This window comes from Leisingera sp. McT4-56 (assembly GCF_020514995.1).
In the GTDB taxonomy this organism is placed as follows: Bacteria; Pseudomonadota; Alphaproteobacteria; order Rhodobacterales; family Rhodobacteraceae; genus Leisingera; species Leisingera aquaemixtae_A.
In genome coordinates this window covers 19,321-42,186 of record NZ_JAJALF010000014.1, presented here as the reverse complement: position 1 = coordinate 42,186, position 22,866 = coordinate 19,321, and the positions used below count along the sequence as shown (strand labels likewise).

At 64.2% G+C, this 22,866-nt stretch carries 23 protein-coding genes; 19 read left to right on the top strand and 4 right to left on the bottom strand.

Annotated elements, in window-relative coordinates:
* Window positions 1-12 precede the first annotated feature (12 nt).
* The 14 genes from proX (at window position 13) to nqrF (ending at window position 14,542) form a co-directional block, all read left to right on the top strand.
* Complete coding sequence (proX, locus tag LHL23_RS15385) at window positions 13-1,002, top strand: glycine betaine/L-proline ABC transporter substrate-binding protein ProX (RefSeq protein WP_222482210.1); 990 nt, start codon at window positions 13-15, stop codon at window positions 1,000-1,002.
* Between the two features lie 73 nt (window positions 1,003-1,075).
* On the top strand, window positions 1,076-2,026 hold the full coding sequence (locus tag LHL23_RS15380) for a GlxA family transcriptional regulator (RefSeq protein ID WP_226430540.1): 951 nt from the start codon (window positions 1,076-1,078) through the stop codon (window positions 2,024-2,026).
* A 137-nt stretch (window positions 2,027-2,163) separates the two neighbouring features.
* The gene (locus tag LHL23_RS15375; RefSeq protein ID WP_226430539.1) at window positions 2,164-3,078 is read left to right on the top strand and encodes a LysR substrate-binding domain-containing protein; all 915 of its coding nucleotides are present in this window, start codon (window positions 2,164-2,166) and stop codon (window positions 3,076-3,078) included.
* A 95-nt stretch (window positions 3,079-3,173) separates the two neighbouring features.
* Complete coding sequence (locus tag LHL23_RS15370; protein ID WP_226430538.1) at window positions 3,174-4,328, top strand: aromatic ring-hydroxylating oxygenase subunit alpha; 1,155 nt, start codon at window positions 3,174-3,176, stop codon at window positions 4,326-4,328.
* On the top strand, window positions 4,325-5,776 hold the full coding sequence (locus tag LHL23_RS15365) for an aldehyde dehydrogenase family protein (protein WP_226430537.1): 1,452 nt from the start codon (window positions 4,325-4,327) through the stop codon (window positions 5,774-5,776). The genes LHL23_RS15370 and LHL23_RS15365 overlap by 4 nt, the downstream gene beginning before the upstream one ends.
* 3 nt (window positions 5,777-5,779) lie before the next feature.
* Complete coding sequence (locus LHL23_RS15360; protein ID WP_226430536.1) at window positions 5,780-6,019, top strand: hypothetical protein; 240 nt, start codon at window positions 5,780-5,782, stop codon at window positions 6,017-6,019.
* A 96-nt stretch (window positions 6,020-6,115) separates the two neighbouring features.
* The gene (locus LHL23_RS15355; RefSeq protein WP_226430535.1) at window positions 6,116-7,210 is read left to right on the top strand and encodes an alcohol dehydrogenase family protein; all 1,095 of its coding nucleotides are present in this window, start codon (window positions 6,116-6,118) and stop codon (window positions 7,208-7,210) included.
* On the top strand, window positions 7,207-8,331 hold the full coding sequence (locus tag LHL23_RS15350) for a mandelate racemase/muconate lactonizing enzyme family protein (RefSeq protein ID WP_226430534.1): 1,125 nt from the start codon (window positions 7,207-7,209) through the stop codon (window positions 8,329-8,331). The genes LHL23_RS15355 and LHL23_RS15350 overlap by 4 nt, the downstream gene beginning before the upstream one ends.
* A gap of 357 nt (window positions 8,332-8,688) precedes the next feature.
* Entirely contained in the window at window positions 8,689-10,032 is a 1,344-nt protein-coding gene (locus LHL23_RS15345; protein WP_226430533.1) for a Na(+)-translocating NADH-quinone reductase subunit A, read from the top strand.
* Window positions 10,033-10,037: 5 nt separating this feature from the next.
* Window positions 10,038-11,246, top strand: a complete 1,209-nt coding sequence (locus LHL23_RS15340) for an NADH:ubiquinone reductase (Na(+)-transporting) subunit B (protein ID WP_222482219.1) — start codon at window positions 10,038-10,040, stop codon at window positions 11,244-11,246.
* Window positions 11,239-12,042 carry a Na(+)-translocating NADH-quinone reductase subunit C gene (locus LHL23_RS15335; RefSeq protein ID WP_226430532.1) on the top strand — a complete coding sequence of 268 codons (804 nt, stop codon included), beginning with the start codon at window positions 11,239-11,241 and terminating at the stop codon, window positions 12,040-12,042. The genes LHL23_RS15340 and LHL23_RS15335 overlap by 8 nt, the downstream gene beginning before the upstream one ends.
* On the top strand, window positions 12,042-12,695 hold the full coding sequence (locus LHL23_RS15330; RefSeq protein WP_039180203.1) for an NADH:ubiquinone reductase (Na(+)-transporting) subunit D: 654 nt from the start codon (window positions 12,042-12,044) through the stop codon (window positions 12,693-12,695). Before LHL23_RS15335 ends, LHL23_RS15330 begins: the two co-directional genes overlap by 1 nt.
* Window positions 12,695-13,303: an NADH:ubiquinone reductase (Na(+)-transporting) subunit E gene (nqrE, locus tag LHL23_RS15325; RefSeq protein ID WP_019296950.1), complete on the top strand. Its 609-nt coding sequence runs from the start codon at window positions 12,695-12,697 to the stop codon at window positions 13,301-13,303. Before LHL23_RS15330 ends, nqrE begins: the two co-directional genes overlap by 1 nt.
* A 15-nt stretch (window positions 13,304-13,318) precedes the next feature.
* On the top strand, window positions 13,319-14,542 hold the full coding sequence (gene nqrF, locus LHL23_RS15320; RefSeq protein WP_226430531.1) for an NADH:ubiquinone reductase (Na(+)-transporting) subunit F: 1,224 nt from the start codon (window positions 13,319-13,321) through the stop codon (window positions 14,540-14,542).
* A gap of 130 nt (window positions 14,543-14,672) precedes the next feature.
* Here nqrF and LHL23_RS15315 read toward each other — a convergent pair whose 3' ends face one another.
* Complete coding sequence (locus LHL23_RS15315) at window positions 14,673-15,251, bottom strand: YceI family protein (RefSeq protein ID WP_226430530.1); 579 nt, start codon at window positions 15,249-15,251, stop codon at window positions 14,673-14,675.
* 154 nt (window positions 15,252-15,405) lie between these two features.
* Here LHL23_RS15315 and LHL23_RS15310 point away from each other — a divergent pair, with 154 nt between their 5' ends.
* Window positions 15,406-15,849 carry a MarR family winged helix-turn-helix transcriptional regulator gene (locus LHL23_RS15310; protein WP_222482223.1) on the top strand — a complete coding sequence of 148 codons (444 nt, stop codon included), beginning with the start codon at window positions 15,406-15,408 and terminating at the stop codon, window positions 15,847-15,849.
* A 26-nt stretch (window positions 15,850-15,875) separates the two neighbouring features.
* Here the strand turns inward: LHL23_RS15310 and LHL23_RS15305 are convergent, their stop codons facing one another.
* Complete coding sequence (locus tag LHL23_RS15305) at window positions 15,876-16,400, bottom strand: CBS domain-containing protein (RefSeq protein ID WP_222482224.1); 525 nt, start codon at window positions 16,398-16,400, stop codon at window positions 15,876-15,878.
* Window positions 16,401-16,510: 110 nt separating this feature from the next.
* Here LHL23_RS15305 and LHL23_RS15300 point away from each other — a divergent pair, with 110 nt between their 5' ends.
* The 3 genes from LHL23_RS15300 (at window position 16,511) to nqrM (ending at window position 18,089) form a co-directional block, all read left to right on the top strand.
* Window positions 16,511-16,699 carry a hypothetical protein gene (locus LHL23_RS15300; RefSeq protein ID WP_222482225.1) on the top strand — a complete coding sequence of 63 codons (189 nt, stop codon included), beginning with the start codon at window positions 16,511-16,513 and terminating at the stop codon, window positions 16,697-16,699.
* Between the two features lie 79 nt (window positions 16,700-16,778).
* Window positions 16,779-17,813, top strand: coding sequence for an FAD:protein FMN transferase (locus LHL23_RS15295; protein WP_226430529.1), 1,035 nt, complete (start codon window positions 16,779-16,781; stop codon window positions 17,811-17,813).
* Between the two features lie 33 nt (window positions 17,814-17,846).
* Window positions 17,847-18,089: a (Na+)-NQR maturation NqrM gene (gene nqrM / locus LHL23_RS15290; protein ID WP_222482227.1), complete on the top strand. Its 243-nt coding sequence runs from the start codon at window positions 17,847-17,849 to the stop codon at window positions 18,087-18,089.
* 34 nt (window positions 18,090-18,123) lie between these two features.
* Here nqrM and LHL23_RS15285 read toward each other — a convergent pair whose 3' ends face one another.
* Window positions 18,124-19,542, bottom strand: coding sequence for an efflux transporter outer membrane subunit (locus LHL23_RS15285; protein ID WP_226430528.1), 1,419 nt, complete (start codon window positions 19,540-19,542; stop codon window positions 18,124-18,126).
* A gap of 279 nt (window positions 19,543-19,821) precedes the next feature.
* Between LHL23_RS15285 and LHL23_RS15280 the strand changes: the two genes are divergently transcribed.
* Window positions 19,822-21,243 carry an aldehyde dehydrogenase family protein gene (locus LHL23_RS15280; RefSeq protein WP_226430527.1) on the top strand — a complete coding sequence of 474 codons (1,422 nt, stop codon included), beginning with the start codon at window positions 19,822-19,824 and terminating at the stop codon, window positions 21,241-21,243.
* 71 nt (window positions 21,244-21,314) lie between these two features.
* Here LHL23_RS15280 and LHL23_RS15275 read toward each other — a convergent pair whose 3' ends face one another.
* A complete protein-coding gene (locus LHL23_RS15275) occupies window positions 21,315-22,853 on the bottom strand; it encodes a trimethylamine methyltransferase family protein (protein WP_226430526.1) in 1,539 nt (512 codons plus the stop codon).
* Window positions 22,854-22,866: the final 13 nt, after the last annotated feature.

Here is a 22,866-nt window from a genome sequence, read left to right as displayed (position 1 = left end):
GAGGACTTATTCATGTTCAGAAAGACCGCACTGGCTGCGCTGGCAGCCTCCACCATGCTGGCGGGCGCTGCCGCGGCCGGCGAAAAACCCGGCGAAGGCGTTACCGTGCGCCCGGTGATCCAGTCCTATCTGGAGGAGTTCTTCCAGCACCGGATCCTGTTCCGCGCGCTGGAGGATCTGGGTTATGAGGTGGCCGAGCCGCAGGAGGTCGAAGCGCAGACCGTGCATCTGGCGCTGGGAACCGGCGACGCCGATTTCACCGCGGTGCATTGGAACACCCTGCACAACACCTTTTTTGAGGAATCCGGCGGCGACGCGGTGCTGGAGAAGGTCGGCACCCTGATCGAAGGCGCGCTGCAGGGCTATCTGGTCAACAAATCCGCCTATGATGCGGGCGTCCAGAACCTCGGCGACCTGAGCGATCCGGAAAAGGCCAAGCTGTTCGACGCCGATGGCGACGGCAAGGCGGATCTGGCCGGCTGCGTGCCGGGCTGGGGCTGCGAACGGGTGATCGAGCATCAGCTGAGCGAATTCGGCCTGCGCGATACCGTGAACCACAACCAGGGCGCCTATAACGCCATCATCGCCGACACCATCGCCCGCAACGAAGCCGGCGAGAACGTGCTCTACTACACCTGGACGCCCTATTGGGTCTCTGGCGCGCTGGTGCCGGGCAAGGATGTGGAATTCCTGGCGGTGCCTTACTCGTCGCTGCCTGACGGCGCCACCGCCGACACCACATTCGACGGCAAGGACCTGGGCTTTGCGGTCGACAGCATCCGGGTTGTTGCCACTGACGAGTTTCTGGCGGCAAACCCGGCCGCGGCCAAGCTGTTCGAGCTGGCCAAGATCGACATCAACGACATCTCGGCCCAGAACAAGCTGATCGCCGATGGCGAGGACAGCTCGGACGACATCGACCGCCATGTGGACGCATGGATCGAGGCCAACCGCGAAACTTACGACAGCTGGCTGGACGCGGCCCGCGCGGCAGCGGAATAATAGCAGCCACACCCGTGCCACCGGGCTGCGCGGGGCAAACCCCTCGCGCAGTCCGTCTTTTCTGGGGCAAGCCATGACCAAGACACAGCATTTTGCCTTTCTCCTGGTGGAGGAGTTCTCGCATCTGGCGTTTTCCTGCGCGGTGGAGCCGCTGCGGATTGCCAACCTTGTCAGCGGCAAGGACCTGTACGACTGGTCGTTCGGATCGGAAAACGGCGAGACCGCGACCTGCTCCAACGGCTCGGTGACGCTGGTGCATTACGGGTTTGACGCGATCCCGAAATGCGACCGGCTGTTTGCCCTGTCGGGCATCCACATGCGAAACCATGTGACCCGGCCGCTGCTGGCGGCGCTGCGCCGGGAAAAGGCGCGCGGCATCTCGGTCGGCGCGCTGTGCTCCGGCGCTTGGGTGCTGGCAGAGGCCGGGTTCCTCAATGGCATGCAGGCAGCAATCCACTGGGAATACCACGACAGTTTCATGGAGGCGTTTCCGGAAGTGAACCTGGTGCGCAGCGTGTTCGTCGCGGATGAAAAGCACGTGACCGCCTCCGGCGGTACCGCCACGGCGGACCTGATGCTGCACCTGATCGAGCGCGAGCACGGCTATGACCTGGCGGTCGCGGTGGCCGACCAGATGGTCTATAACGCAGTGCGCAATGCCACCGCCGAGCAGCGGGTGTCACTGCAGTCGCGCAACGGCATGCGCAACGCCCACCTAGCCCGCGCAATCCAGATGATGCATGACCATATCAGCGATCCGGTGTCGCCCTCTGTAATCGCCGAGGAGATCGGCATTTCCACCCGCCAGCTGGAGCGGCTGTTCGGCAAGTATCTGAACACCTCGCCCAAGAAGTATTCGATGGAGATGCGGCTGGAGCGAGCCCGCAACCTGCTGATCCAGACCGAGGCCTCGGTGACGGATGTGGCGCTGTCCTGCGGGTTCGACAGCCCCGGGCATTTCTCAAGGGTCTACAAGGCCGCGTTCAACGTGACGCCGATGCTGCAGCGCGGCCGCATTGACTGAGGCCGCCGGAAACCGGCGCGGCTTTGCGTCTCGCAGAAAAACGGCAAGCGCCGGCTATATCTTTGCTGGCCAACAAAGGCGCATTTCCCATATTGAAATGAAACGCCTTCATCCGAGCCGCCTGCCAGGAGCCGCAGATGTCCCGCCGCCACTACAACCTGCCGCCGCTGACCACTCTGGCCGCGTTTGAGGCCGCAGCCCGGCATCTGAGCTTCAAGAACGCCGCGCAGGAACTGTCCGTCACCCCCGGCGCGGTCAGCCACCAGGTGAAGGCGCTGGAGGCGGAGCTGCAGGTGCCGCTGTTCCAGCGCAAGCACCGGGGCGTGGAGCTGACGGAGGAAGGCGAGGCGCTGTTTGAAACCCTGGCGTCGTCGTTTTCCAAGATCTCGCTCAGCCTCAAGACCATTCGCGACCGCCAGACCGGCGACACCGTCACCATCGGCTCCACCTCGGCGGTGGCCTCGCTGTGGCTGTCGCCCTCGGTGGTGCGGTTCTGGCGCAGGCACCCGGATGTGAACGTCAACCAGATCGTTCAGGACCGGCCGTTCCGCAGCATGCCGGACGTGGATTTTTACATCCGCTACGGGCGGGATAGGGACACAAGGCTGGAACAGACGGAGCTGTACCGCGACCACCTGGTGCCGGTCGGAAATGCCGAGCTCGCGGACAGGCTCACCGGCTGCCGGCTGGAGGAACTGGCGCAGCAGCGGCTGCTGCATCTGGACTCCGACGACCGGAGCTGGACCACCTGGGCCGACTGGTTCCAGCAGCTGGGTTATGGCGGCCCCATCGCGCCGGGGGTGCGGGTCAACAACTATGCGGTGGCGCTGCAGGCGGCGCAGGACGGGGTGGGTCTGGTGCTGGGCTGGCAGCGGCTGCTGAACCCCTTGCTGGCAACCGGCCAGCTGGTGCCGATCGGCCCGCATGTTCTGGCCGCGCCGCACGGCTTTCATCTGGTGGGCCGCCCGGACGCGGAATTGTCGGAATCCGCCCGTTTGCTTCGCAATTGGGTGATTGACGAGGTCCATCAGGGTTCAGGTGAGCTGAGCTAATCCCAGCGCGAAAATTCCTGCTATTGAGTGAATCCGCGCGCTCCCTTCAATGGCGCAAAATCCGTACATCTTTTTCCTGCCTTGGAGAGACCCAGATGAACAAGCATGACTCGCTTGCCCCGGTGATGGCTCCGGTCAACGTGGCCAACGGCCTGCCGAACGCCCATTACATCGATCCCGCTGTCTTTGCCGAAGAGAAGCGCTCGGTTCTGTTCAAGAACTGGTCCGGCATCGGCTTTGGCAAGGACGTGCCGGAGCCGGGCTATGCCAAGCCCGTGGATTTCCTGGGCATGCCGCTGTTGATTGTGCGCGACAAGGACGGCGAGATCGGCGTGTTCCAGAACACCTGCCGCCACCGCGGCATGATCCTGGTCGAGAAGGCGGGCAAGATCCGCGGCGCCATCCGCTGCGCCTATCACAGCTGGTGCTACGGCCTCGATGGCCGCCTGGTCTCCACCCCGCATGTCGGCGGCCCCGGCAACAACAAGCATGAAGACATCAAGCTGGACGAGCTGGGCCTGGTCCGCATCCGCTCCTATGTCTGGCGCGACGTGGTGTTCGTGAACGTCGACGGCTCCGCGCCGGAGTTCGAGGAGGCCCACGCCGACCTGCTGCAGCGCTGGAAGGAATTCGAGGCCCCGGTGCATCACGGCGGCGAAGGCTCCGGCTTCAAGCTGGAGGTGAAAACCAACTGGAAGCTGGCGGTCGAGAACTACTGCGAGAGCTACCACCTGCCGTGGGTGCATCCGGGCCTCAACAGCTACTCCCGGCTGGAAGACCACTACAACATCGAGGTGCCGGGCAAGTATTCTGGCCAGGGCACCCTGGTCTACCGCCAGCTGAAGGGCGAAAACGGCGAAGTGTTCCCGGATTTCGAGGGCCTCAGCAGCAAGTGGGACGAGGGCGGCGAATACACCGCGGTTTACCCCAACGTCCTGCTGGGTGTGCAGCGCGACCATGCGTTTGCGATCATCCTGGAGCCGGTCGACACCGAGAACACCGTTGAGCATATCGAGCTCTACTACTCCAAATCCCCGGAAGACACCCCGGAGCTGGACGGCCTGCGCACCGAGAACGCGAAGCTGTGGAAGACCGTGTTCGAGGAAGACGTCTTTGTCGTCGAAGGCATGCAGAAGGGCCGCCATGGCGAGCTGTTCGACGGCGGCCGGTTCTCGCCTGCGATGGACGGGCCGACCCACAATTTCCATGCCTGGGTGGCCGATCAGGTGACCAAGGGCCGCGAGGCATGAGTGCCTTCCTGAAAGACGGGCTGGCCAGGAACTTCCTGGCCGGTGCATGGGTTGAGGGCGACGGCGGTGCGCGCATCGCCGTCGAGGATCCCGGCAACGGCAGCCATGTGGCCGACTGCGCGCTGGCGGGTGAGGAAACCCTGGCGAAAGCGCTGGAAGCGGCGCGGGCGAGTTTCGAGCGCGGCGATCTGGCTGCAATGAAACCCGCCAAGCGCGGCCAGCTGATGCAGCGCATCGCGGCTGAGATCCGCGGCATCGCGGACGAGGGCGCGAAGCTGCTGTGCCGGGAAAGCGGCAAGAGCCTCAGCGCGGCGCATGATGAATTCGAGGAAGCCGCGCAGTATTTCGAATACTACGGCGGAATGGCCGACAAGATCGAAGGCAAGTCGATCCCGCTTGGCCCCGATTACGCTGATTATACGGTCTATGAGCCCTACGGTGTTTCCGCCCAGATCGTTCCGTGGAATTTCCCGGTGTCGATTGCGGCGCGGTCGCTGGCGCCTGCGATGGCTGCGGGGAACTCGGTGATCATCAAGTCACCGGAATTGGACCCGATGGCGCTAGCGATGCTGGGTGTCGCGCTGGAACGCGCTGAGGTTCCGGCCGGGGCGGTGTCGATCCTGAACGGCATCGGCGCTGAATTGGGCGCGCGGCTGGTCGAAAGCCCGGCGGTGGATCAGATCGTCTTTACCGGATCGGTGCCGACAGGCCAGGCCATCCTGCGCGCTGCTGCCAATCCGGTGACGCCCGCGCTGATGGAGCTGGGCGGCAAATCCGCCGCGGTAGCGTTTGAGGACGCCAATCTGCACACGCTGATGTCCTCCCTGCAAAGCGGCATCTTCTACAACGCCGGGCAGGTCTGTTCCGCCATGTCGCGGGTGCTGGTTCACCGTTCGATCTATGACGAGGCGGTGGAACGCGCCGCCGCGCTGGCAAATGGCCTGAGCGTCGGCCACGGGCTGGAAAACCCCGGCCTGACCCCGGTGATCTCTGCCCGCCAGCTGGATGGCATCGAAACCCTGACGGCCACCGCCCGCCAAAGCGGCGCCCGCGCGGCTTCGGGCGGTGCCCGGCTGGAGCGGGAAGGCTATTTCATGGCGCCGACTATTCTGGCGGATGTGGATCCCGCGTCCCGCGTGGCGCAGGAGGAGATTTTTGGCCCCGTCACCTGCTTCACTCCTTTTGAGACCGAGGCGGAAGCAATTGCCTTGGCAAACGGCACCGAATTCGGGCTGGTCGCCGGTGTCTTCACCCGCGATCTGGCGCGGGCGCATCGCGTCGCGAACCGTCTGCGGGCGGGGCAGGTGTTCGTGAACGAATGGTTCGCGGGCGGCATCTCCACCCCGTTCGGCGGGGTCGGCAAATCAGGCTTTGGCCGCGAAAAGGGACTGGAGGCGCTCTATAACTACGTGCGCACCAAGAACATCGCGATCTCGCTGAAGGGCTGAGGGATGGAGCGCGCAGACCTCGACCACGCGCTGCTGAAGGCGCATGAGGACAAGGACAGCGCAGAGCTGGTCCGGCTGTACACGCTGGCCGGGGATCAGGCAGAGGCCGCGGGCAATATAGATGCGGCCTGCTTCTACCTGACCCATGCCTTTGTCTTTGCGCTGGAGGCTGGGCTGCCGGAGGCGAAGGAGCTGAACCGCCGCCTGGCGGAACGGGGCCGCGCGCATCCGCTGGAGCTGTGACATAAGTTTCAGGCGGCTGTCCCTGTGGGGACAGCGGTCTGTTTGGCCGGCAGGGGAGGGCCGGCCAAAGAAGTTCAAACCAAGGGAGGTGAGGGCATGATCCCCAGCAAAATGGCGGCGGTCCTGCTGACCGGCCACGGCGGCATCGATAAACTGGAATACCGCACCGACGTGCCGGTGCCGCAGCCCGGCCCTGGCGAGGTGCTGATCCGCGTTGCCGCGGCAGGCATCAACAACACCGACATCAACACCCGCATCGGCTGGTATTCCAAGGCGGTGGATGCCGACACCAACGCGGGCGGCGCCAGCGGGTTTGACAGCGTTAACGACGATGACGCCAGCTGGTCCGGCAAGCCGCTGGAATTCCCGCGCATCCAGGGCGCGGATGCCTGCGGGCATATCGCCGCGGTCGGGGAGGGGGTCGATCCCGCCCGCATCGGCGAGCGGGTTCTAGTGCGCAACATGCTGCGGACTTACGTCGACTACCGCCCCTATGAATGCTGGACCTTCGGCAGCGAATGCGACGGCGGCTTTGCCCAGTTTGCAGTGGCGCCTGCGCGCGAAACCCATGCGGTGAACTGCGATTGGTCCGATGCCGAACTGGCCTCGATCCCCTGCGCCTACTCCACGGCAGAAAACATGCTGCACCGGGTCGGTCTAGGCGCGGAGACCGTTCTGATCTCCGGCGCCTCCGGCGGCGTCGGCTCTGCCGCCGTGCAGCTGGCCAAACGCCGCGGCGCCACGGTGATCGCGCTGTCCTCTGCCGCCAAGGCGGATGAAGTGCTGGCGCTTGGCGCTGACCGGGTGGTGGACCGTAACGCGGATCTGGTCAAGGAATTGGGCGAGGGCTCCATCGACGTTGTGGTCGATCTGGTTGCCGGCCCGCAGTGGCCGTCGTTCCTTGATGTGCTGCGCCGGGGCGGGCGATACACCACCGCCGGCGCCATTGCCGGGCCGATCAGCGAAATCGACGTGCGCACCCTGTACCTGAAGGATCTGACCCTGATGGGCTGCACCTTCCAGGAGGATGAGGTGTTCGCCAATCTGATCTCCTACATCGAGGCCGGGGAAATCCGCCCGCTGGTCGCCAAGACCTATCCGCTGAGCGACATCGCCGCCGCGCAGGAGGACTTCCTGAGCAAGAAGCATACTGGCAAGCTGGTGCTGATGATCCCGGAGGCCGAGGCGTGAAGATCAGGAAGATCGAGCTTTATCAGCTGGACCTGCCGTATTCCGGCGGCGTCTACATGCTGTCGGGCGGGCGGGAGTACCGCAGCTTTGATGCGTCCTTCGTGCGCATCACCACCGATGCGGGGCTGGAGGGCTGGGGCGAAAGCACGCCGTTCGGCTCCACCTATATCGCGTCGCACGCATTGGGCGCGCGGGCCGGGATCGCCGAGATCGCGCCGTATCTCTTGGGCCGCGACCCGCGGCAGATGGACCGCATCAACGAGGCTATGGATGAAGCCCTGCTGGGCCACAACCACGCCAAGTCGGCAATCGACCTGGCCTGCTGGGACCTGTTCGGCAAATCGGTGAATATGCCTGTCTGCGAGTTGCTGGGCGGCTCGACGGGCAAACGCCTGCCGGTGATCTCCTCGATCTATGCAGGCAGCCCGGAGGACATGCGCGCCCGCGTCGCGCAGCACCGCGAGATGGGCTATCTGGGCCACTCGGTGAAGATCGGCGCGCTTGATGCCGAAGGCGGCCCCGCGCTGGACGCCGAGCGCATCCGCGCGTCGCTGGCCGACCGGCAGCCGGGGGAGTTCTTTCTGGTCGATGCCAACGGCGGGCTGACGCCGGAAACCGCGCTGCGGATGTTGCGGATGCTGCCGGAGGGGCTGGATTTCGTGCTGGAGGCGCCCTGCAAGACTTGGCGCGAGACCATGTCGCTGCGCAAGCGCTGCACGGTGCCGATCATCCTGGATGAACTGGTGCAGCAGGATGAAGATGTCGCGCTGATGCTGGCGGAGGACGTGGCGGACGGCATCGGCCTCAAGATCTCCAAGGCCGGGGGGCTGACCCACGGACGCAGGCACCGGGATATGTGCCTGGCTGCGGGCGCGACCGTCAGCGTGCAGGATACCGTTGGGTCTGTGGTGGCGTTTTCTGCCATCGCGCATCTGGGCGCGACGGTGCCGGAGCGCAGTCTCCGCTGCATCCTGGACTGCCGCGATATGGTGACGCTGAAAACAGCGGAATTCGACGCGCCTGTGCAGGATGGCGGCGTGCTGGTGCCGGATGCGCCGGGGCTGGGCATTACCGTCGACCGCGGTCTGATGGGCGCGCCGCAGGCCGTTTGGGAAGCCTGAATACGCAGTATTTGGTAGAATCAGTTTCTACAGCCTGTTGAGACTGACGGGCACAAAGGACCGCCTTGCCGGTGCCTGCCGGAATGCTGTTGCCGTTTCCGCCCGCCTGCTTTGACGGTTTCCCAAGACCCGTGAGCGCCAACAGTCTGATAAAAGCGCGCAGTGCACAGGAAATTGGAGGACGGGCCGGGTGGCGGCCTTGCTATTCGGTGCCGAATTTGATTCGAGTGCGCCGGAAATCAGGACAGGCTGTGCGGATGTGCGGAAAACGGCATTTTGTGCGTTTTCTTTGCCGCCGCTGCCGGAACGGGGTAAGAACCGCCTCGGGATTCGGCGTTGGAGGGACGTAGCGCAAATATGAAGACATTCAACTTGAGAAAGGGGCTGGATCTGCCGGTGACAGGCGCACCGGAGCAGGTGATCCACGAAGGTCCCGCCATCACCTCGGTGGCCGTGCTGGGCCCCGACTTTGTGGGCCTCAAGCCCCGCATGCTGGTGCAGGAAGGCGAGGAGGTCCGCCGCGGAACTCCGCTGTTCTGCCACAAGGATGCCGAGGCCGCGATGATGGTTGCGCCGATGACCGGCAAGGTCGTGGCGATCAACCGCGGCGCCCGCCGGGTGCTGGAAAGCGTGGTGATCGAAGTTTCGGACGCTGCCGACACCGGCATTGATTTCTCTGCCACCGGCAATGCGGACACTGCCGAAGGGCTGGCCGAGAAACTGTGCGCCGCGGGTCTCTGGACCGCCTTCCGCACCCGTCCCTATTCCAAGATGCCGCAGCCGGGGTCCAAGCCCGCCGCGATCTTCGTGACCGCGATGGACAGCGAGCCGCTGGCCGGTGATGCCGCGGTGATCATCAATGATGCGGCTGAGGCGTTTGAGGCGGGCCTCAAGGCCGTTACGCTCCTGACCGATGGCACCACCTTCCTGTGCCAGAAGGCAGGCGACAGCATTCCGGGCACCGGCATTGCCGGGGTTGAGGCTGCCGCGTTCTCCGGCCCGCATCCCTCTGGCCTGGCAGGCACCCACATCCATTTCCTGCATCCCGTCCGCGCGGACGATCAGGTCTGGACGATTTCCTATCAGGACGTGATCGCCATCGGCCGCCTGCTGATGACCGGCCACCTGGATCCCTCCACCGTGGTTGCCATCGCCGGTCCCGCTGCGCGCGCACCCCGTCTGGTCCGCACCGTCATGGGCGCCTCCACCGATGAACTGACCCGCGGCGAGATTGCTGCCGATGCTCCGGTCCGGGTGATCTCCGGCTCGATCCTGTCGGGCCGCCAGGCTGCCGGTTCGCTGGCGTTCCTTGGCCGCTTCGCCCGCCAAGTTGCCATCATCGAGGAAGACCGCGAACAGATCCCGCTGGGCTGGATCCGCCCGATGCCCGGCAAATACGCCGTGCAGCCGGTGCTGGGCTCGGCACTCAGCCGCAAGCTGTTCAACCTCACCAGCAACCTCAACGGCGGCCGCCGGGCGATGGTGCCCACCGGCACCTTTGAGCGGCTGATGCCGCAGGACTACCTGCCGACGCAATTGCTGCGCGCGCTGCTGGTCATGGACACCGACACCGCACAGGCGCTGGGTGCGCTGGAGCTCGACGAAGAGGACATGGGCCTCGTCGGCTTTGCCTGCCCGGCCAAGTACGAATACGGGCTGGCGCTGCGCGACTGCCTGACCAAGATTGAAAAGGAGGGCTGAGCCGGATGGGATTGCGCAGCTTCTTTGACAGGATCGAGCCGCATTTCGAGAAGGGGGGCAAATACGAAAAGCTCTTCCCCGTCTACGAGATGGTGGAGTCCTTCCTTTACACCCCGAAAACCGTCACCACCGTGGCGCCGCATGCCCGTTCATATGTCGATATGAAACGGATCATGACCTATGTGGTGATCGCCACCATCCCCTGTATCCTGTGGGGCATGTGGAACACCGGCTATCAGGCGAACTCGGCGATTGCCGCGCTTGGCGCCGACGCGGCCACCGGCTGGCGGATTGCGCTGCTGCAGATGTTCGGGATTTCGCTGGATGCGGCGAGCCCGATGGCCAATATTGCGCACGGGTTCCTGTATTTCCTGCCGATCTACATCGTGACGCTGGTTGCGGGCGGCATCTTCGAGGTGATCTTTGCCACCGTCCGCGGCCATGAGGTGAACGAGGGCTTCCTTGTGACCTCGATGCTCTACACCCTGATCATGCCGGCCTCTGCGCCGCTGTGGCAGGTGGCGCTTGGCATCATCTTCGGCGTGGTGATCGGCAAGGAAGTCTTTGGCGGCACTGGCAAGAACTTCCTGAACCCGGCGCTGGTGGGCCGTGCGTTCCTGTATTTCGCCTATCCGGCGAACATGTCGGGCGACGCTGTCTGGACCCCGGTTGACGGCTTCTCCGGCGCGACCGCGCTGGGTGTGACCGCCGCCGACGGCGTGCAGGCGCTGGCCGCCAAGGGCATCGAATGGTCGGACGCGTTCTTTGGCACCATCCAGGGCAGCTTTGGCGAAACCTCGACGCTGGCCTGTGCCATCGGCCTGGGCTTCCTGCTGTTCACCAAAATTGCCAACTGGCGCCTGATCGTCGGCTGCCTTGTTGGCATGATTGCCTTCTCGATGCTCTTGAACCTGATCGGCTCCGAGACCAACCCGATGTTTGCGATGCCGTGGTACTGGCACCTGGTGCTGGGCGGCTATGCCTTCGGCCTGGTGTTCATGGTGACCGAGCCGGTTTCGGCGTCGCACACCAACGCGGGCCGCTACATCTACGGTGCCCTCATTGGCGTGATGGTGGTGCTGATCCGGGTGCTGAACCCGGCCTTCCCCGAAGGCATGATGCTGGCGATCCTGTTCGGCAACGTCTTTGCGCCGCTGATCGACTACTTCGTCGTGCAGGCCAACATCAAACGGAGGGCGCGCCGCCATGGCTGATACCCAAAGCAAGGGCCTGATCGGCCGCTTCCTCACCGCATCGCCGGACTCGGTCGGCAAAACCTTGTTCATCGCTGTTGCCGTCTGCCTGGTGGCTTCGATGATCGTGTCCACCGCCGCGGTGTCCCTGCGCCCGGTGCAGGAGATCAACAAGAAGCGCGACAAGCAGCTGAACGTTCTTCAGGTCGCGGGCCTTTACGAGCCGGGCCAGAACGTGGCCGAAGCCTTCGCCGCCTTTGAGCCGCAGGTGCTGGATCTGGAAACCGGCCAGTTCACCGACCAGTTCGACGCCGCGAGCTTTGACGATCTGGCCGCCGCGCAGGACCCGGAGCTGAGCCGCGCGCTGGACAATGACCCTGCGGGCATCGGCCGCCAGTCGCGTTACAAGACCGTGTACCTGCTGCGCGAGGAAAACGGCGATCTGGACAAGGTGATCCTGCCGATCCACGGCTATGGCCTGTGGTCGACCCTCTACGGCTTCATCGCGGTTGAGGAAAACGGCAATGACATCTTCGGCTTGCAGTTCTATCAGCACGGCGAAACCCCGGGCCTCGGCGCCGAGGTGGACAACCCGCGCTGGAAGTCCCTGTGGAGCGGCAAGAAGCTGCATGACGAAAGCGGCGCGCTGCAGATCAGCGTTGCCAAGGCGCAAGGCCCGGCCGGGCCGGAGCATCACATTGATGCGCTGGCCGGTGCGACGCTGACCTCTGTCGGCGTGGACAACCTGGTGAAATTCTGGATGGGCGAAGAGGGCTATGCACCCTTCCTGGCCGCCCTTAAAGCGGGAGAGCTCTAATGGCGCAGACCAAGAAAGACATGCTGGTCGACCCATTGGTCGACAACAACCCGATCACGCTGCAGGTTCTGGGCATCTGCTCGGCGCTGGCAGTAACCTCCTCTCTGCAGGTGGCCTTTGTGATGACCCTGGCGGTGACCTTCGTGACCGCGTTCTCGTCGATGTTCATCTCGATCCTGCGGAACCAGATCCCCAGCTCGATCCGGATCATCGTGCAGATGGTGATCATCGCCTCGCTGGTGATCCTGGTGGACCAGGTGCTCAAGGCCTATGCCTTTGAGATCTCCAAGACGCTGTCGGTCTTTGTTGGCCTGATTATCACCAACTGTATCGTGATGGGCCGCGCCGAGGCGTTCGCCATGAGCAATCCGCCGGTGGCCTCGTTCATCGACGGCCTCGGCAACGGCATGGGCTATGGCCTGATCCTGATGCTGGTGGGTATCATCCGCGAGCTGTTCGGCTCCGGCTCGCTGTTCGGCATCACCATCCTGGAAACCGTGAACAACGGCGGCTGGTATGTGCCGAACGGCATGCTGCTGCTGCCGCCCTCGGCGTTCTTCGTGATCGGCCTTCTGATCTGGGCGTTCCGCACCTGGAAGCCGAACCAGGTCGAAGAGCGTGAATATAAAATCCAGAATGTGGAGGCGCACTGATGGAAGGGCTGATTTCACTCGCCGTTAAGGCCATCTTTGTCGAGAACCTCGCGCTCTCCTTCTTCCTGGGCATGTGCACCTTCATCGCGGTGTCCAAGAAGATCTCCACCGCGCTGGGTCTGGGGATTTCGGTGATGCTGGTGCAGGCCATCACCGTGCCGACCAACAACCTGCTGCTGACCTACCTGCTGAAACCCGGCGCGCTGGCCTGGGCGGGTTTCCCGGATGTCGATCTGACCTTCCTCGGCCTGATCTCCTATATCGGGGTGATCGCGGCGATGGTGCAGATCCTGGAGATGATCCTCGATAAGTATTTCCCGCCGCTCTACAACGCGCTGGGGGTCTTCCTGCCGCTGATCACGGTGAACTGCGCCATCCTCGGCGGCTCGCTGTTCATGGTGGAACGCGACTACAACTTCGCGGAAGCCACCACTTACGGCCTCTCCTCCGGCTTTGGCTGGGCGCTGGCGATTACCGCGATGGCGGGCGTGCGCGAGAAGCTGAAGTATTCCGACGTGCCGGACGGCCTGCAGGGCCTGGGCATCACCTTTATCACCGCGGGTCTGATGGCGATGGCCTTCATGTCCTTCAGCGGCGTCAAACTGTAAGGAGCGTCTGAAGTTATGGAAACTTTCTCGCTCGGCGTTGTCCTGTTCACGTTGATCGTGCTGGCGCTGGTGGCCATCATTCTGGCCGCCCGCTCCCGCCTGGTCGCGTCCGGCAATGTCAACATCACCATCAACGGTGAAAAAACCATCTCGGTGCCTGCGGGCGGCAAGCTGCTGCAGACGCTGGCGGCAGAGAAACTGTTCGTCCCCTCTGCCTGCGGCGGCGGCGGCACCTGCGCCCAGTGCCGGGTGCGTGTGCATTCCGGCGGCGGCTCGATCCTGCCGACTGAGGAAAGCCACATCACCAAGCGCGAGGCCGCCTGCGGCGACCGCCTGTCCTGTCAGGTTGCGGTCAAGCAGGACATGGAAGTCGAAGTTCCCGAAGAGGTCTTCGGCGTCAAGAAATGGCGCTGCAAGGTGCGCTCCAACGACAACGTGGCGACCTTCATCAAGGCGCTGGTGCTGGAACTGCCCGAAGGCGAGGACGTGAACTTCCGCGCCGGCGGCTACATCCAGATCGAGGCCCCCGCCCACCAGCTGGCCTATACCGACTTCGACATCCAGGAGGAGTACCGCGAGGATTGGGACCGCTTCAATCTGTGGCAGTACAAATCCGTTGTGGATGAGCCGGTCGAGCGCGCCTATTCGATGGCGAACTACCCGGACGAGAAGGGCATCATCATGCTGAACGTCCGCGTTGCCTCGCCGCCGCCGGGCAGCACCGACATTCCGGCAGGCAAGATGTCGTCCTACATCTTCAACCTGAAACCGGGCGATGAAGTCACCATTTCGGGCCCGTTCGGCGAATTCTTTGCCCGCGAGACCGACAAGGAAATGGTCTTCATCGGCGGCGGTGCCGGCATGGCGCCGATGCGCAGCCACATCTTCGACCAGCTGAAGCGGCTGGAGAACCGCAACCGCAAGATCAGCTTCTGGTACGGCGCGCGCTCGAAGAAGGAGATGTTCTTTGTCGAGGACTTCGACCAGCTGGCCGAGGAGTTCGACAACTTCGAATGGCACGTCGCCCTGTCCGACGCGCAGCAGGAGGACAACTGGAAAGGCTACACCGGCTTTATCCATAACGTTCTGTACGAGGAATACCTCAAGAACCACCCGGCGCCGGAAGACTGCGAGTTCTACATGTGCGGCCCGCCGATCATGAACCAGTCGGTGATCAACATGCTCTTGGACCTGGGCGTGGACCGCGAGGACATCATGCTGGACGACTTCGGCGGCTGAGCCGGAGAGACCGCAAAATCAGAAAGCCCCGGGTGGAAACATCCGGGGCTTTTTGCTGTTCTCAGAACCGGGCCGGGGGTGCCATGCGTGCACCGCCTGTACACCCCCCGTGCACCGGTAAGGCGGGCGCTTACTGCGCTTTCATCTCGGTGACGATGCGGATGCTGATCGGGCCGGTTGAGAACCCGCCCACGCCAAAGGCCAGGTGATCGATGGTGGTGGTGGCCTCAAACGCGGCCCAGTCGCCCTTGTAGTAGTCAAAAACCCCAGCCAGCGGATGGTCCCCGAAATGGGTCATTGTTGTTTCCAGCACAACCGGCTGCGTTGTGCCGTGAATGGTCAGGTCGCCGGTGACGTTGGCCGTGTTTTCGCCGGTTCTTTCCACGCTGGTGCTGACAAAGGTGATTTCCGGGTAAGTCGCTGTTTCAAGGAAATTCGCACTGGAAAGGTCATCGTCCAGCGGTCCGAAACCAGTGGCAAGACTGTCCGTTTGGATTGTCACGTTCAGGGACGCCGCTTCCGGGTTTTCCGGGTCGAGTTCCAAGGTGCCGTCCACTTGGGTGAATTCACCGCTTTGAACCGATACCCCTGCATGGCTCCAGCTGAAGTGGACCTCGGTATGGCCCTGGTCGGTTTTGTAGGTTGCGGCCAAGGCGGCGGGGGCTGCCAGCAATGCGGCGGCTGCGAGGGGAGCAATCTTGATCATCATGACGGTATCCCTGTCTGATTTCAGTCTTGGTGCAATTGTGAACTTCGGGCGGACTGTATGCATTGAACCCGGTATAGATGCTATGGCATCTATTGGAGTGTATCCACAGGCAATTATGTTTCAGGCCTGCACACTCACTGACTCGTGAACGGACATGACACCAAACAAACGCGAAACCGCAATCTGGATTCTGCTGAACCGCGCGCACCGGCAAACCCACCGGGACATGGAGGCGAAGCTGCGGGAGGCGGGGCTGCCAAGCTTGCGCTGGTACGACGTGCTGTGGGGGATCGAAATGGCCGGGGAGGACGGCGTTCGGGCCTATGAGCTGACCCGCAACCTGCTGTTCGAGCAATCCAACCTGTCGCGCATTCTGGCCCAGATGGTGGCCAGGGGGCTGGTCCGCGAAACCGTGTTCGAACAGGACCGCCGCGGCAAGCTGCTGCATCTGACCGAAGCCGGCGCCGCCCTGCGCCTGCAGATGTGGGAGTTCTACGGCGCCGCGATCAAACAGGCGATGGCGCCGCTGGCGGCAGCGGAGGACCTGGAGGTCTTTCTGGAGCTGCTTAAGGACACCGGCGGCGGCCCGTTCCCGTAACAGGCCGCCGTGGTTGGAGACCCGGCCTAGCCGACGATCATCTGTTTCATGCGCAGGGCTTCGTATTCCAGCTCCTTGAGGCGGAAGTTGACCACGTCGCCCACGGTGATCATGCCGCAGAGATGGCCGTCTTTCTCCACCGGCAGGTGGCGGAAGCGGCCTTCGTTCATCACCTTGGCGACGTCGATCAGCAGATCCTCCGGCGCGCAGGTGGTGACCTCGCGGGTCATGATGTCCTCGACCAGCTGCGGCAGGGTGTGGCCCGGCGTTTCCGCCAGCCGCCGCACGATGTCGCGCTCCGACAGGATGCCCTGCAGCGCGCCGTTCTGGTCGGTCACCACCAGTGCGCCGATGCGCTTGTCGCGCAGCGCCTCCACCGCGTGGCCGATGGTGTCATTGGGACGGATCGAAAAAATCGCATCGCCCTTGGCGTCCAGCAGTTTGGCCACGGTTGATTGCTCATGCGACAAATTCGACTCGGGCGACTGGCTGTGGCTGGCTTGCCCGGCCTTGTCGCCCCGTGTCGGAGGCTGGTATGAGAACGGTGCCATGCGCGGGGTCTCCTCCTATCCTGCATCAGGTCATGACCCCATCTTAGCGGCGGATTGCGATCCGGGAAGGGGCGAAATGACGCGAGCGCTAACAAGGGCCGGAAAACAACATGTTCGAAAACCTCTACCTGACCCCCGTGACCGGCGCGCTGACCGTGTTCGTGGTGGTGGTCTGCGGCCATCTGTACCGGCAGAACTGGAAGTCCGAGGCGCCCAATGCGCGGCTCAGGGCCTGGCTCTACGGGGTGCCTGCCGCGATCGGCCTGCTGGCGCTGGCTTTTCTGCCGCTGAAGTTCTGACACCCCGCCTGACGCCCTGTTTGACTCCGCCGCGGGGCAGGGGCATAGCAGCACCAGTTTTGCTGCCGGAGGTTGCCCGATGCACAGAAGGTTCCTGCTTGCCCTGATCCTGCCCGCGGTGCTGCTGGCGTCCGGCTGCTGGTTTGGCAGCGGGCCGGAAGAGGTGCGCCTGTCGGGCCAGACCATGGGCACCACCTACAGCGTGGTCGCCATTGGCGAGGATCTGGACCCCGATGCCCTGGGGTCCGCGGTGGAAGGCATCCTGGCAGCGGTCAATGCCAAGATGTCGAACTGGGATCCGGCGTCGGAGGTCTCCACCTTTTCGGCTGCGCGCAGCACTGCGCCGGTGCGGGTGTCGCCGGAGTTTGCCCATGTGCTGGCGGCGGCCAACGACGTGCATGCCAAGACCGGCGGCAAGTTCGACGTGACCCTGGGACCGCTGATCGAGCTGTGGGGCTTCGGCCCGCGCAAGCCGGAGGACCCGGTGCCGTCGGATGAGGCCATTGCCAAGGCGCTGGAGGGCGTCGGCCAGGCGCGGCTGCTGACGCTGGATGCGGACGCCGGAACGCTGCGGAAGTCGGCACCGGAAACCGGCATCAACCTGTCCGCCATCGCCAAGGGCTATGGCGTTGATGCGGTGGCCGAAGCCCTGCAGGGGTTCGGTGTCGAGAACTACATGGTGGAGATCGGCGGCGATCTGGTGACCAAGGGCGAAAACGCCAAAGGCGAAGCCTGGCGCATCGGCATCGAGAAACCGGATGCGGCGGCGCAGACCGTGCAGCTGATCGTGCCGGTCAGCGACCTGGGGCTGGCGACCTCGGGCGACTACCGCAACTACTTCGAATATGAGGGCAGGCGCTATTCCCATATTCTGGACCCGGTGGCCGGGCGGCCGGTGACGCACAGCACCACCTCGGTCACGGTGATTGCGGAAAATGCCATGCTGGCCGATGCCTGGGCCACCGCAATGCTGGTTCTGGGCCGCGAAAACGGGCTGAAGCTTGCGGAAGAGCATAAACTTGCCGTGTTTTTCATTGATCGGGACGTGCAAGCCGGCGCGGATGCCTATATGACAGCGGCCAGCAGCGCCTTTGAGGCGCTGACCGCAAACTGACGCCGCGCCAAGCCATCCTGCGAGGGACCACCCATGAGCACCTTTCTTCTGGCCTTCATCCTGCTGCTGATCGTCACCCTGGGCATGTCGCTGGGGGTGATCCTGATGGGCAAGAAGATCAAGGGCAGCTGCGGCGGCCTGAATGCGATCTCGGGCGCCGACAAATGCGTGGTCTGCTCCAAGGACATCGACCCCGACAGCCCGCTGCGCGACAAGCTGCAGTGCAAGCGCGCGCGCAAGATGGTCGAGCAGATGGAGCGCGAGGCGCAGGCCTGAAGCCAGCCGCCCGCACCCCTGCGATGCAGGGTTCTTATTCCGCCTGGTCCGGTTTTTTCACCAGAACAACGGCGCTGTCCGGATCCTGCTGCGGCGCCCAGCCCTTGCCCAGTGAAATCTGCAGGCCGGCCCAGGCCAGCGCCAGGTCGCGGCGCGCGGTAATCAGGTTCAGCTCGTTGTCGCGCAGCGCCTCTTCGGTGTTCAGCAGGTCGAACAGGGTGATCTCGCTGGCGCGGAAGGTTTCGCGCGCCAGATCGGCAACCTTGACCCCGAGGCTGACGGCACGGGCCTCGGCAGCGGCCCGCTCGCGCGCGGCCCGCAGGCTGCTTTGCTGGGCCTGGACCTCCTCCACGGCGGCGCGCACTCCGGCGCGGTAGTCGAACTCGGTGGCCTTGGCCTCGGCGATGGCGCTTTGGTGGAAGGCGCGCAGCACCGGCCGGTTGAACAGCGGCAGGTTCAGCTCCGGGCCGATCGAGTAGAGATCGTTGACGCCGCGTACGGCCTGAACCGATCCGGTGATCTCCAGCGACGGGTACAGCTCTGCCTCGCTGACGCCGATATCGGCGGTGGCGCTGCGCAGCTGGGCCTCGGCCAGCAGCACGTCGGGGCGGTTGCGCAGCAGGGTGGCGGGCAGCCCCAGTTCCGGCTGGGTCGCCGGGTAGGGCTGGCCGGAGCTGCCCTGCATCATTGCAAACACCTCTGAGGCGTCGCGGTCCAGAAGGGTCGCCAGGGCAAAGACCGATGCTTCGTAGCTGGCAATGAAGGCGGGCAGATCCGCCTTGGCGCTGACCACTTGCAGCTTGGTGCGCTCCACATCCAGCGCCAGGGCCGCGCGGGCTTCCTGCAGCTCCATCACCGTTGCCAGGATCTGCTCGCGCAGCTGGATGGTCTTGCGGGTGACGGCGGCGCCGCGCTGGAAGAAGCGGGCCTGGATATAGGTGCGGGTGATGGCGTCGATGACCGCCAGGCGGGTGGTGGCCATCTGGTAGAACTGCGCATCGCGGTCGGCAACTGCGCGTTCGGAACGCCGCTGGAACTCACCAAACAGGTCAAAGACATAGGTCGCGCTGAGCTGGGCCGCGTCGGTGTTGCTGGAGCCATCATCGGATTCCCGGCGCGAGAAGGTTGAGCTGGCATCCAGGCCGCCGCTGGCCTGCTGCGGGCGGCCGGAGCCGCGGCGCAGGGCCTCTGCGGCTTTCAGCCGTTCCTTGGCCGCCATTAGGCCGAGGTTCTGCTGCAGCCCTGCCGCCACCAGCCGGTTCAGCGTGGCATCGTTCAGCTGCTGCCACCAGGTTTCGCTTGCGCCTTTGGCGGTGGCATAGGTGCGGGACTGGTAATAGGCAGCGGGCACCGCAAAATCAGGGCGGTGATAGTCCACGCCGACGATGGTGCAGCTGCACAAGACGCAACCGGCCAGCAGCACGGAACGGGCTGTCCAATGGGATCTGCTCATGTTCTGCCTCTGGGCGCCCTTATTAGCGGGCTTTGAGCCAGCATAGCCGGGGCAAGGCGCGCCGCGAAACGGTTCCTGCGGTGCGCAGCCTGTTTGCCGGCCACTGATGCGCACAGCCCACATGCAGGCCGCGCGGAAAAAGGCGATCTTCTGGCGGTTTTGGCCTATTCTGGGCGCCAAAAGGCGGGCAGGGTGCCAAGCCAGAACCGCTGGCCGGCGGGGCGGCTGTGCTTTGCCGGGTCCGGGCCGCAACTGAAACGTGAGAGGGAGAACCGCCAGATGGACCTGCAGAAATTCTACATCGGCGGCGCCTGGGTGTCGCCGCATTCGGCCCGCGAATTTCCGGTGCTGAACCCGGCCACGGAACAGCAGATCGGAACCATCATCCTGGGGGATGAGGAGGATGTGAACGCTGCGGTGGCAGCGGCCAAGGCGGCGTTCGCCAGCTTCTCGCAGACTTCGCGCGGCGAACGGATTGCGCTGCTGGAACGCCTGCTGGAAATCAGCCGGGACCGGCGCGAGGAACTGGCGCAGGCCATGTCCGCCGAGATGGGCGCGCCGATCACCATGGCGCGGGACGCGCAGGCCGATTCAGGGATCGGGCATCTGGAAGGCATCCTGGAGGCGCTGAAATCCCAGGAGCTGCGCGAGACGCTGCCGAACGGCGATATCCTGGTGCGCGAGCCGATTGGCGTCTGCGGCCTGATCACGCCCTGGAACTGGCCGGTGAACCAGATTGCGCTCAAGGTGCTGCCGGCGCTGGCGACGGGCTGCACCTGCGTGCTGAAACCGTCGGAGCATACGCCGATGTCGGCGGCCGTCTATGCGCAGATGATCCATGATGCGGGCTACCCGGCAGGCGTCTTCAACCTGATCCACGGCGACGGGCCGACGGTGGGCGCGGGCCTGTCGCGCCACCCGGACGTTGATATGATGTCGTTCACCGGCTCGACCCGGGCGGGCATCGCGGTCTCCAAGGACGCCGCCGACACCGTCAAGCGGGTGACGCTGGAACTGGGCGGCAAGTCCCCGAACCTGGTGTTTGCTGATGCGGACCTCGAAGAGAAAGTCACCGCCTCGGTGCTGGAATGCATGTACAACACCGGCCAAAGCTGCGACGCGCCGACCCGGATGCTGGTGGAGCGGGGCTGCTACGATCAGGTGCTGGAAATCGCCAAGGCCGCAGCCGAGGGCCAGCAGGTGGGCGATCCGGCACAGGAAGGCGACCACATCGGCCCGATGTTCGACCGCATCCAGTACGACCGGGTGCAGGCGATGATCCAGAAAGGCATCGACGAGGGCGCCACCTTGCTGGCGGGCGGGCTGGGACGGCCCGAAGGATTGGACACCGGCTGGTACGTGCGCCCCACCGTCTTTGCCGATGTGACCAACGACATGGCCATCGCCCAGCAGGAAATCTTCGGCCCGGTGCTGGTGATCATCCCCTTCGAGGATGAGGAAGACGCCATCCGCATCGCCAATGACACGCCCTACGGCCTCGCCGCCTATCTGCAGACCGGCGATCCGGAGCGGGCCGAGCGCGTCGCCGCGCGGCTGCGCGCAGGTGCGGTTCACATCAACGGCGGCGGTTTCAACTACGGCTCGCCGTTTGGCGGCTACAAGCAGTCCGGCAATGGCCGCGAAGGCGGCATGCTGGGGCTGGAGGATTACCAGGAGGTGAAAACCCTGCACTTCGGCTGAAGCACGCAGGGTTTCATCTTTCCCGAAATACTCCGGGGAGTGCGAGGGGCCGGCCCCTCGCACCCTTTCCTTCACGGCTCGCCGGAGCCGATCTGTTCCTTGCGCCTGGCGACATAGGTATCCAGTTCTTCGCGGACAGCGGGGTCCATTGCGGGTTCCTCATACTGCCGCAATGCCTGCTGCCAGAGGCCGGTGGCGCGGCTTAGCGCGTCCTTCGCGCCTGCCGCCTCCCAGTTCTCGTAATTCTGCCAGTCCGACAGCAGCGGGCGGTAGAAGGCGGTCTCGTAACGCGCCATCGTGTGTTCGGCGCCAAAGAAGTGGCCGCCGGTAGGCACTGACTGGATGGCGTCAAAGCCCAGCTCATCGGTGTCGAATTTCATCGGCTTCAGGAACTCGATCATGTTCTGGATGATCTCCACATCCAGGATGAACTTCTCGTAGGACGCGGTCAGCCCGCCCTCCAGCCAGCCGGCCGCGTGATAGACGATATTGGCGCCGCCCAGCACCGCGCCCCAGGTCGCCATCATGGTTTCATAAGCCGCCTGCAGGTCGACTGTGTTGGAGGCGTTGGCGTTGGAGGTCCGGTAGGGAATGCCGTAGCGCCGCGCCAGCTGGCCGCCGACGATGTTGGCCTTGGCGTTTTCCGGCGTGCCAAAGGCGGGCGCGCCGCTGCGCATGTCGACGTTGGAGGTAAAGGAGCCGTACATCACCGGGGTGCCGGGGGTGACCAGCTGGGTCAGCACCACGCCGAACAGCGCCTCGGCATTTTGCTGGGCGAGGGCGGCTGGCAGGGTGACGGGCGTCATCGCCCCCATCAGGGTAAAGGGCGTCACCGTCACCGGCTGGCCGTGCTCCGCCATGGCGATCAGCCCGTCGCCCATTGCATCGTCAAACAACCGCGGCGAGTTGACCGAGATGATGGTGATCACGCCCGGATCATCCTTCATTTCTTCCGGCGTCTGACCGCGGGAGATTGCCATCATGTTTATCCCGTCCAGCGCCCGGCCGCGGCCGATGGCTGAGCAATGGAACGAGAGATCTGCATAGGTGATATTGGCTAGATAGGTATCCAGATGCCTGTTGTTGGCGGGCAGCTCCAGCGGCGCGGTCACCTGGTTGCCGATCAGGTGGATGGCGTTGAAGTGATGCGCCAGCTTGATGAAGTTCTGGTAATCGGTGAGGTTTCCGGCCCGCCGCCCGCCCACGCAGTCATGCACGTTGGGCGGACCTGCCACCAGGCCAAAGGTCACATTGTTGCCGCCCAGCGTGATCCGTTTGTCTTGGTTGCGACCGGTCAGTGTGAACTCCGTCGGCACTGTCTTCAGTGCCTCGGTGATGATGCTTTCGTCGATGCGGATTGTCTTGGTCTCGCGGTCCACAATGGCGCCCGCGGCCTCGAAAATGCCCATCACGTTTTCGCCCATCACCCGGATGCCTGCCTCCGACAGGATCCGCATCGAGGTGGCGTGCAGCTGGTCCATCTGCTCCGGGTTCAAGAGCTCAAACGCCGGGTAGGTGTTTTTCACCTGTTGCCAGGGAAGCTGGTCGATACTGCCGCCGGAGCGGCCTGATTTGCCGCGGCGCCCGCCGCCGCGTCTGTCGCGTGCCATGTGTCTGTCTTTC

Bases quoted from the DNA above. Each gene is read 5' to 3' on its own strand.
- LHL23_RS15360 (WP_226430536.1), top strand. From the start codon at position 5,780: ATGGAGCGCGCAGACCTCGACCACGCGCTGCTGAAGGCGCATGAGGAC.
- LHL23_RS15375 (WP_226430539.1), top strand. From the start codon at position 2,164: ATGTCCCGCCGCCACTACAACCTGCCGCCGCTGACCACTCTGGCCGCG.
- LHL23_RS15340 (WP_222482219.1), top strand. From the start codon at position 10,038: ATGGGATTGCGCAGCTTCTTTGACAGGATCGAGCCGCATTTCGAGAAG.
- LHL23_RS15300 (WP_222482225.1), top strand. From the start codon at position 16,511: ATGTTCGAAAACCTCTACCTGACCCCCGTGACCGGCGCGCTGACCGTG.
- proX (WP_222482210.1), top strand. From the start codon at position 13: ATGTTCAGAAAGACCGCACTGGCTGCGCTGGCAGCCTCCACCATGCTG.
- nqrM (WP_222482227.1), top strand. From the start codon at position 17,847: ATGAGCACCTTTCTTCTGGCCTTCATCCTGCTGCTGATCGTCACCCTG.
- LHL23_RS15275 (WP_226430526.1), bottom strand. From the start codon at position 22,853: ATGGCACGCGACAGACGCGGCGGCGGGCGCCGCGGCAAATCAGGCCGC.
- LHL23_RS15380 (WP_226430540.1), top strand. From the start codon at position 1,076: ATGACCAAGACACAGCATTTTGCCTTTCTCCTGGTGGAGGAGTTCTCG.
- LHL23_RS15365 (WP_226430537.1), top strand. From the start codon at position 4,325: ATGAGTGCCTTCCTGAAAGACGGGCTGGCCAGGAACTTCCTGGCCGGT.
- LHL23_RS15295 (WP_226430529.1), top strand. From the start codon at position 16,779: ATGCACAGAAGGTTCCTGCTTGCCCTGATCCTGCCCGCGGTGCTGCTG.
- LHL23_RS15355 (WP_226430535.1), top strand. From the start codon at position 6,116: ATGATCCCCAGCAAAATGGCGGCGGTCCTGCTGACCGGCCACGGCGGC.
- LHL23_RS15335 (WP_226430532.1), top strand. From the start codon at position 11,239: ATGGCTGATACCCAAAGCAAGGGCCTGATCGGCCGCTTCCTCACCGCA.
- LHL23_RS15330 (WP_039180203.1), top strand. From the start codon at position 12,042: ATGGCGCAGACCAAGAAAGACATGCTGGTCGACCCATTGGTCGACAAC.
- nqrE (WP_019296950.1), top strand. From the start codon at position 12,695: ATGGAAGGGCTGATTTCACTCGCCGTTAAGGCCATCTTTGTCGAGAAC.
- nqrF (WP_226430531.1), top strand. From the start codon at position 13,319: ATGGAAACTTTCTCGCTCGGCGTTGTCCTGTTCACGTTGATCGTGCTG.
- LHL23_RS15315 (WP_226430530.1), bottom strand. From the start codon at position 15,251: ATGATGATCAAGATTGCTCCCCTCGCAGCCGCCGCATTGCTGGCAGCC.
- LHL23_RS15370 (WP_226430538.1), top strand. From the start codon at position 3,174: ATGAACAAGCATGACTCGCTTGCCCCGGTGATGGCTCCGGTCAACGTG.
- LHL23_RS15285 (WP_226430528.1), bottom strand. From the start codon at position 19,542: ATGAGCAGATCCCATTGGACAGCCCGTTCCGTGCTGCTGGCCGGTTGC.
- LHL23_RS15345 (WP_226430533.1), top strand. From the start codon at position 8,689: ATGAAGACATTCAACTTGAGAAAGGGGCTGGATCTGCCGGTGACAGGC.
- LHL23_RS15305 (WP_222482224.1), bottom strand. From the start codon at position 16,400: ATGGCACCGTTCTCATACCAGCCTCCGACACGGGGCGACAAGGCCGGG.
- LHL23_RS15280 (WP_226430527.1), top strand. From the start codon at position 19,822: ATGGACCTGCAGAAATTCTACATCGGCGGCGCCTGGGTGTCGCCGCAT.
- LHL23_RS15310 (WP_222482223.1), top strand. From the start codon at position 15,406: ATGACACCAAACAAACGCGAAACCGCAATCTGGATTCTGCTGAACCGC.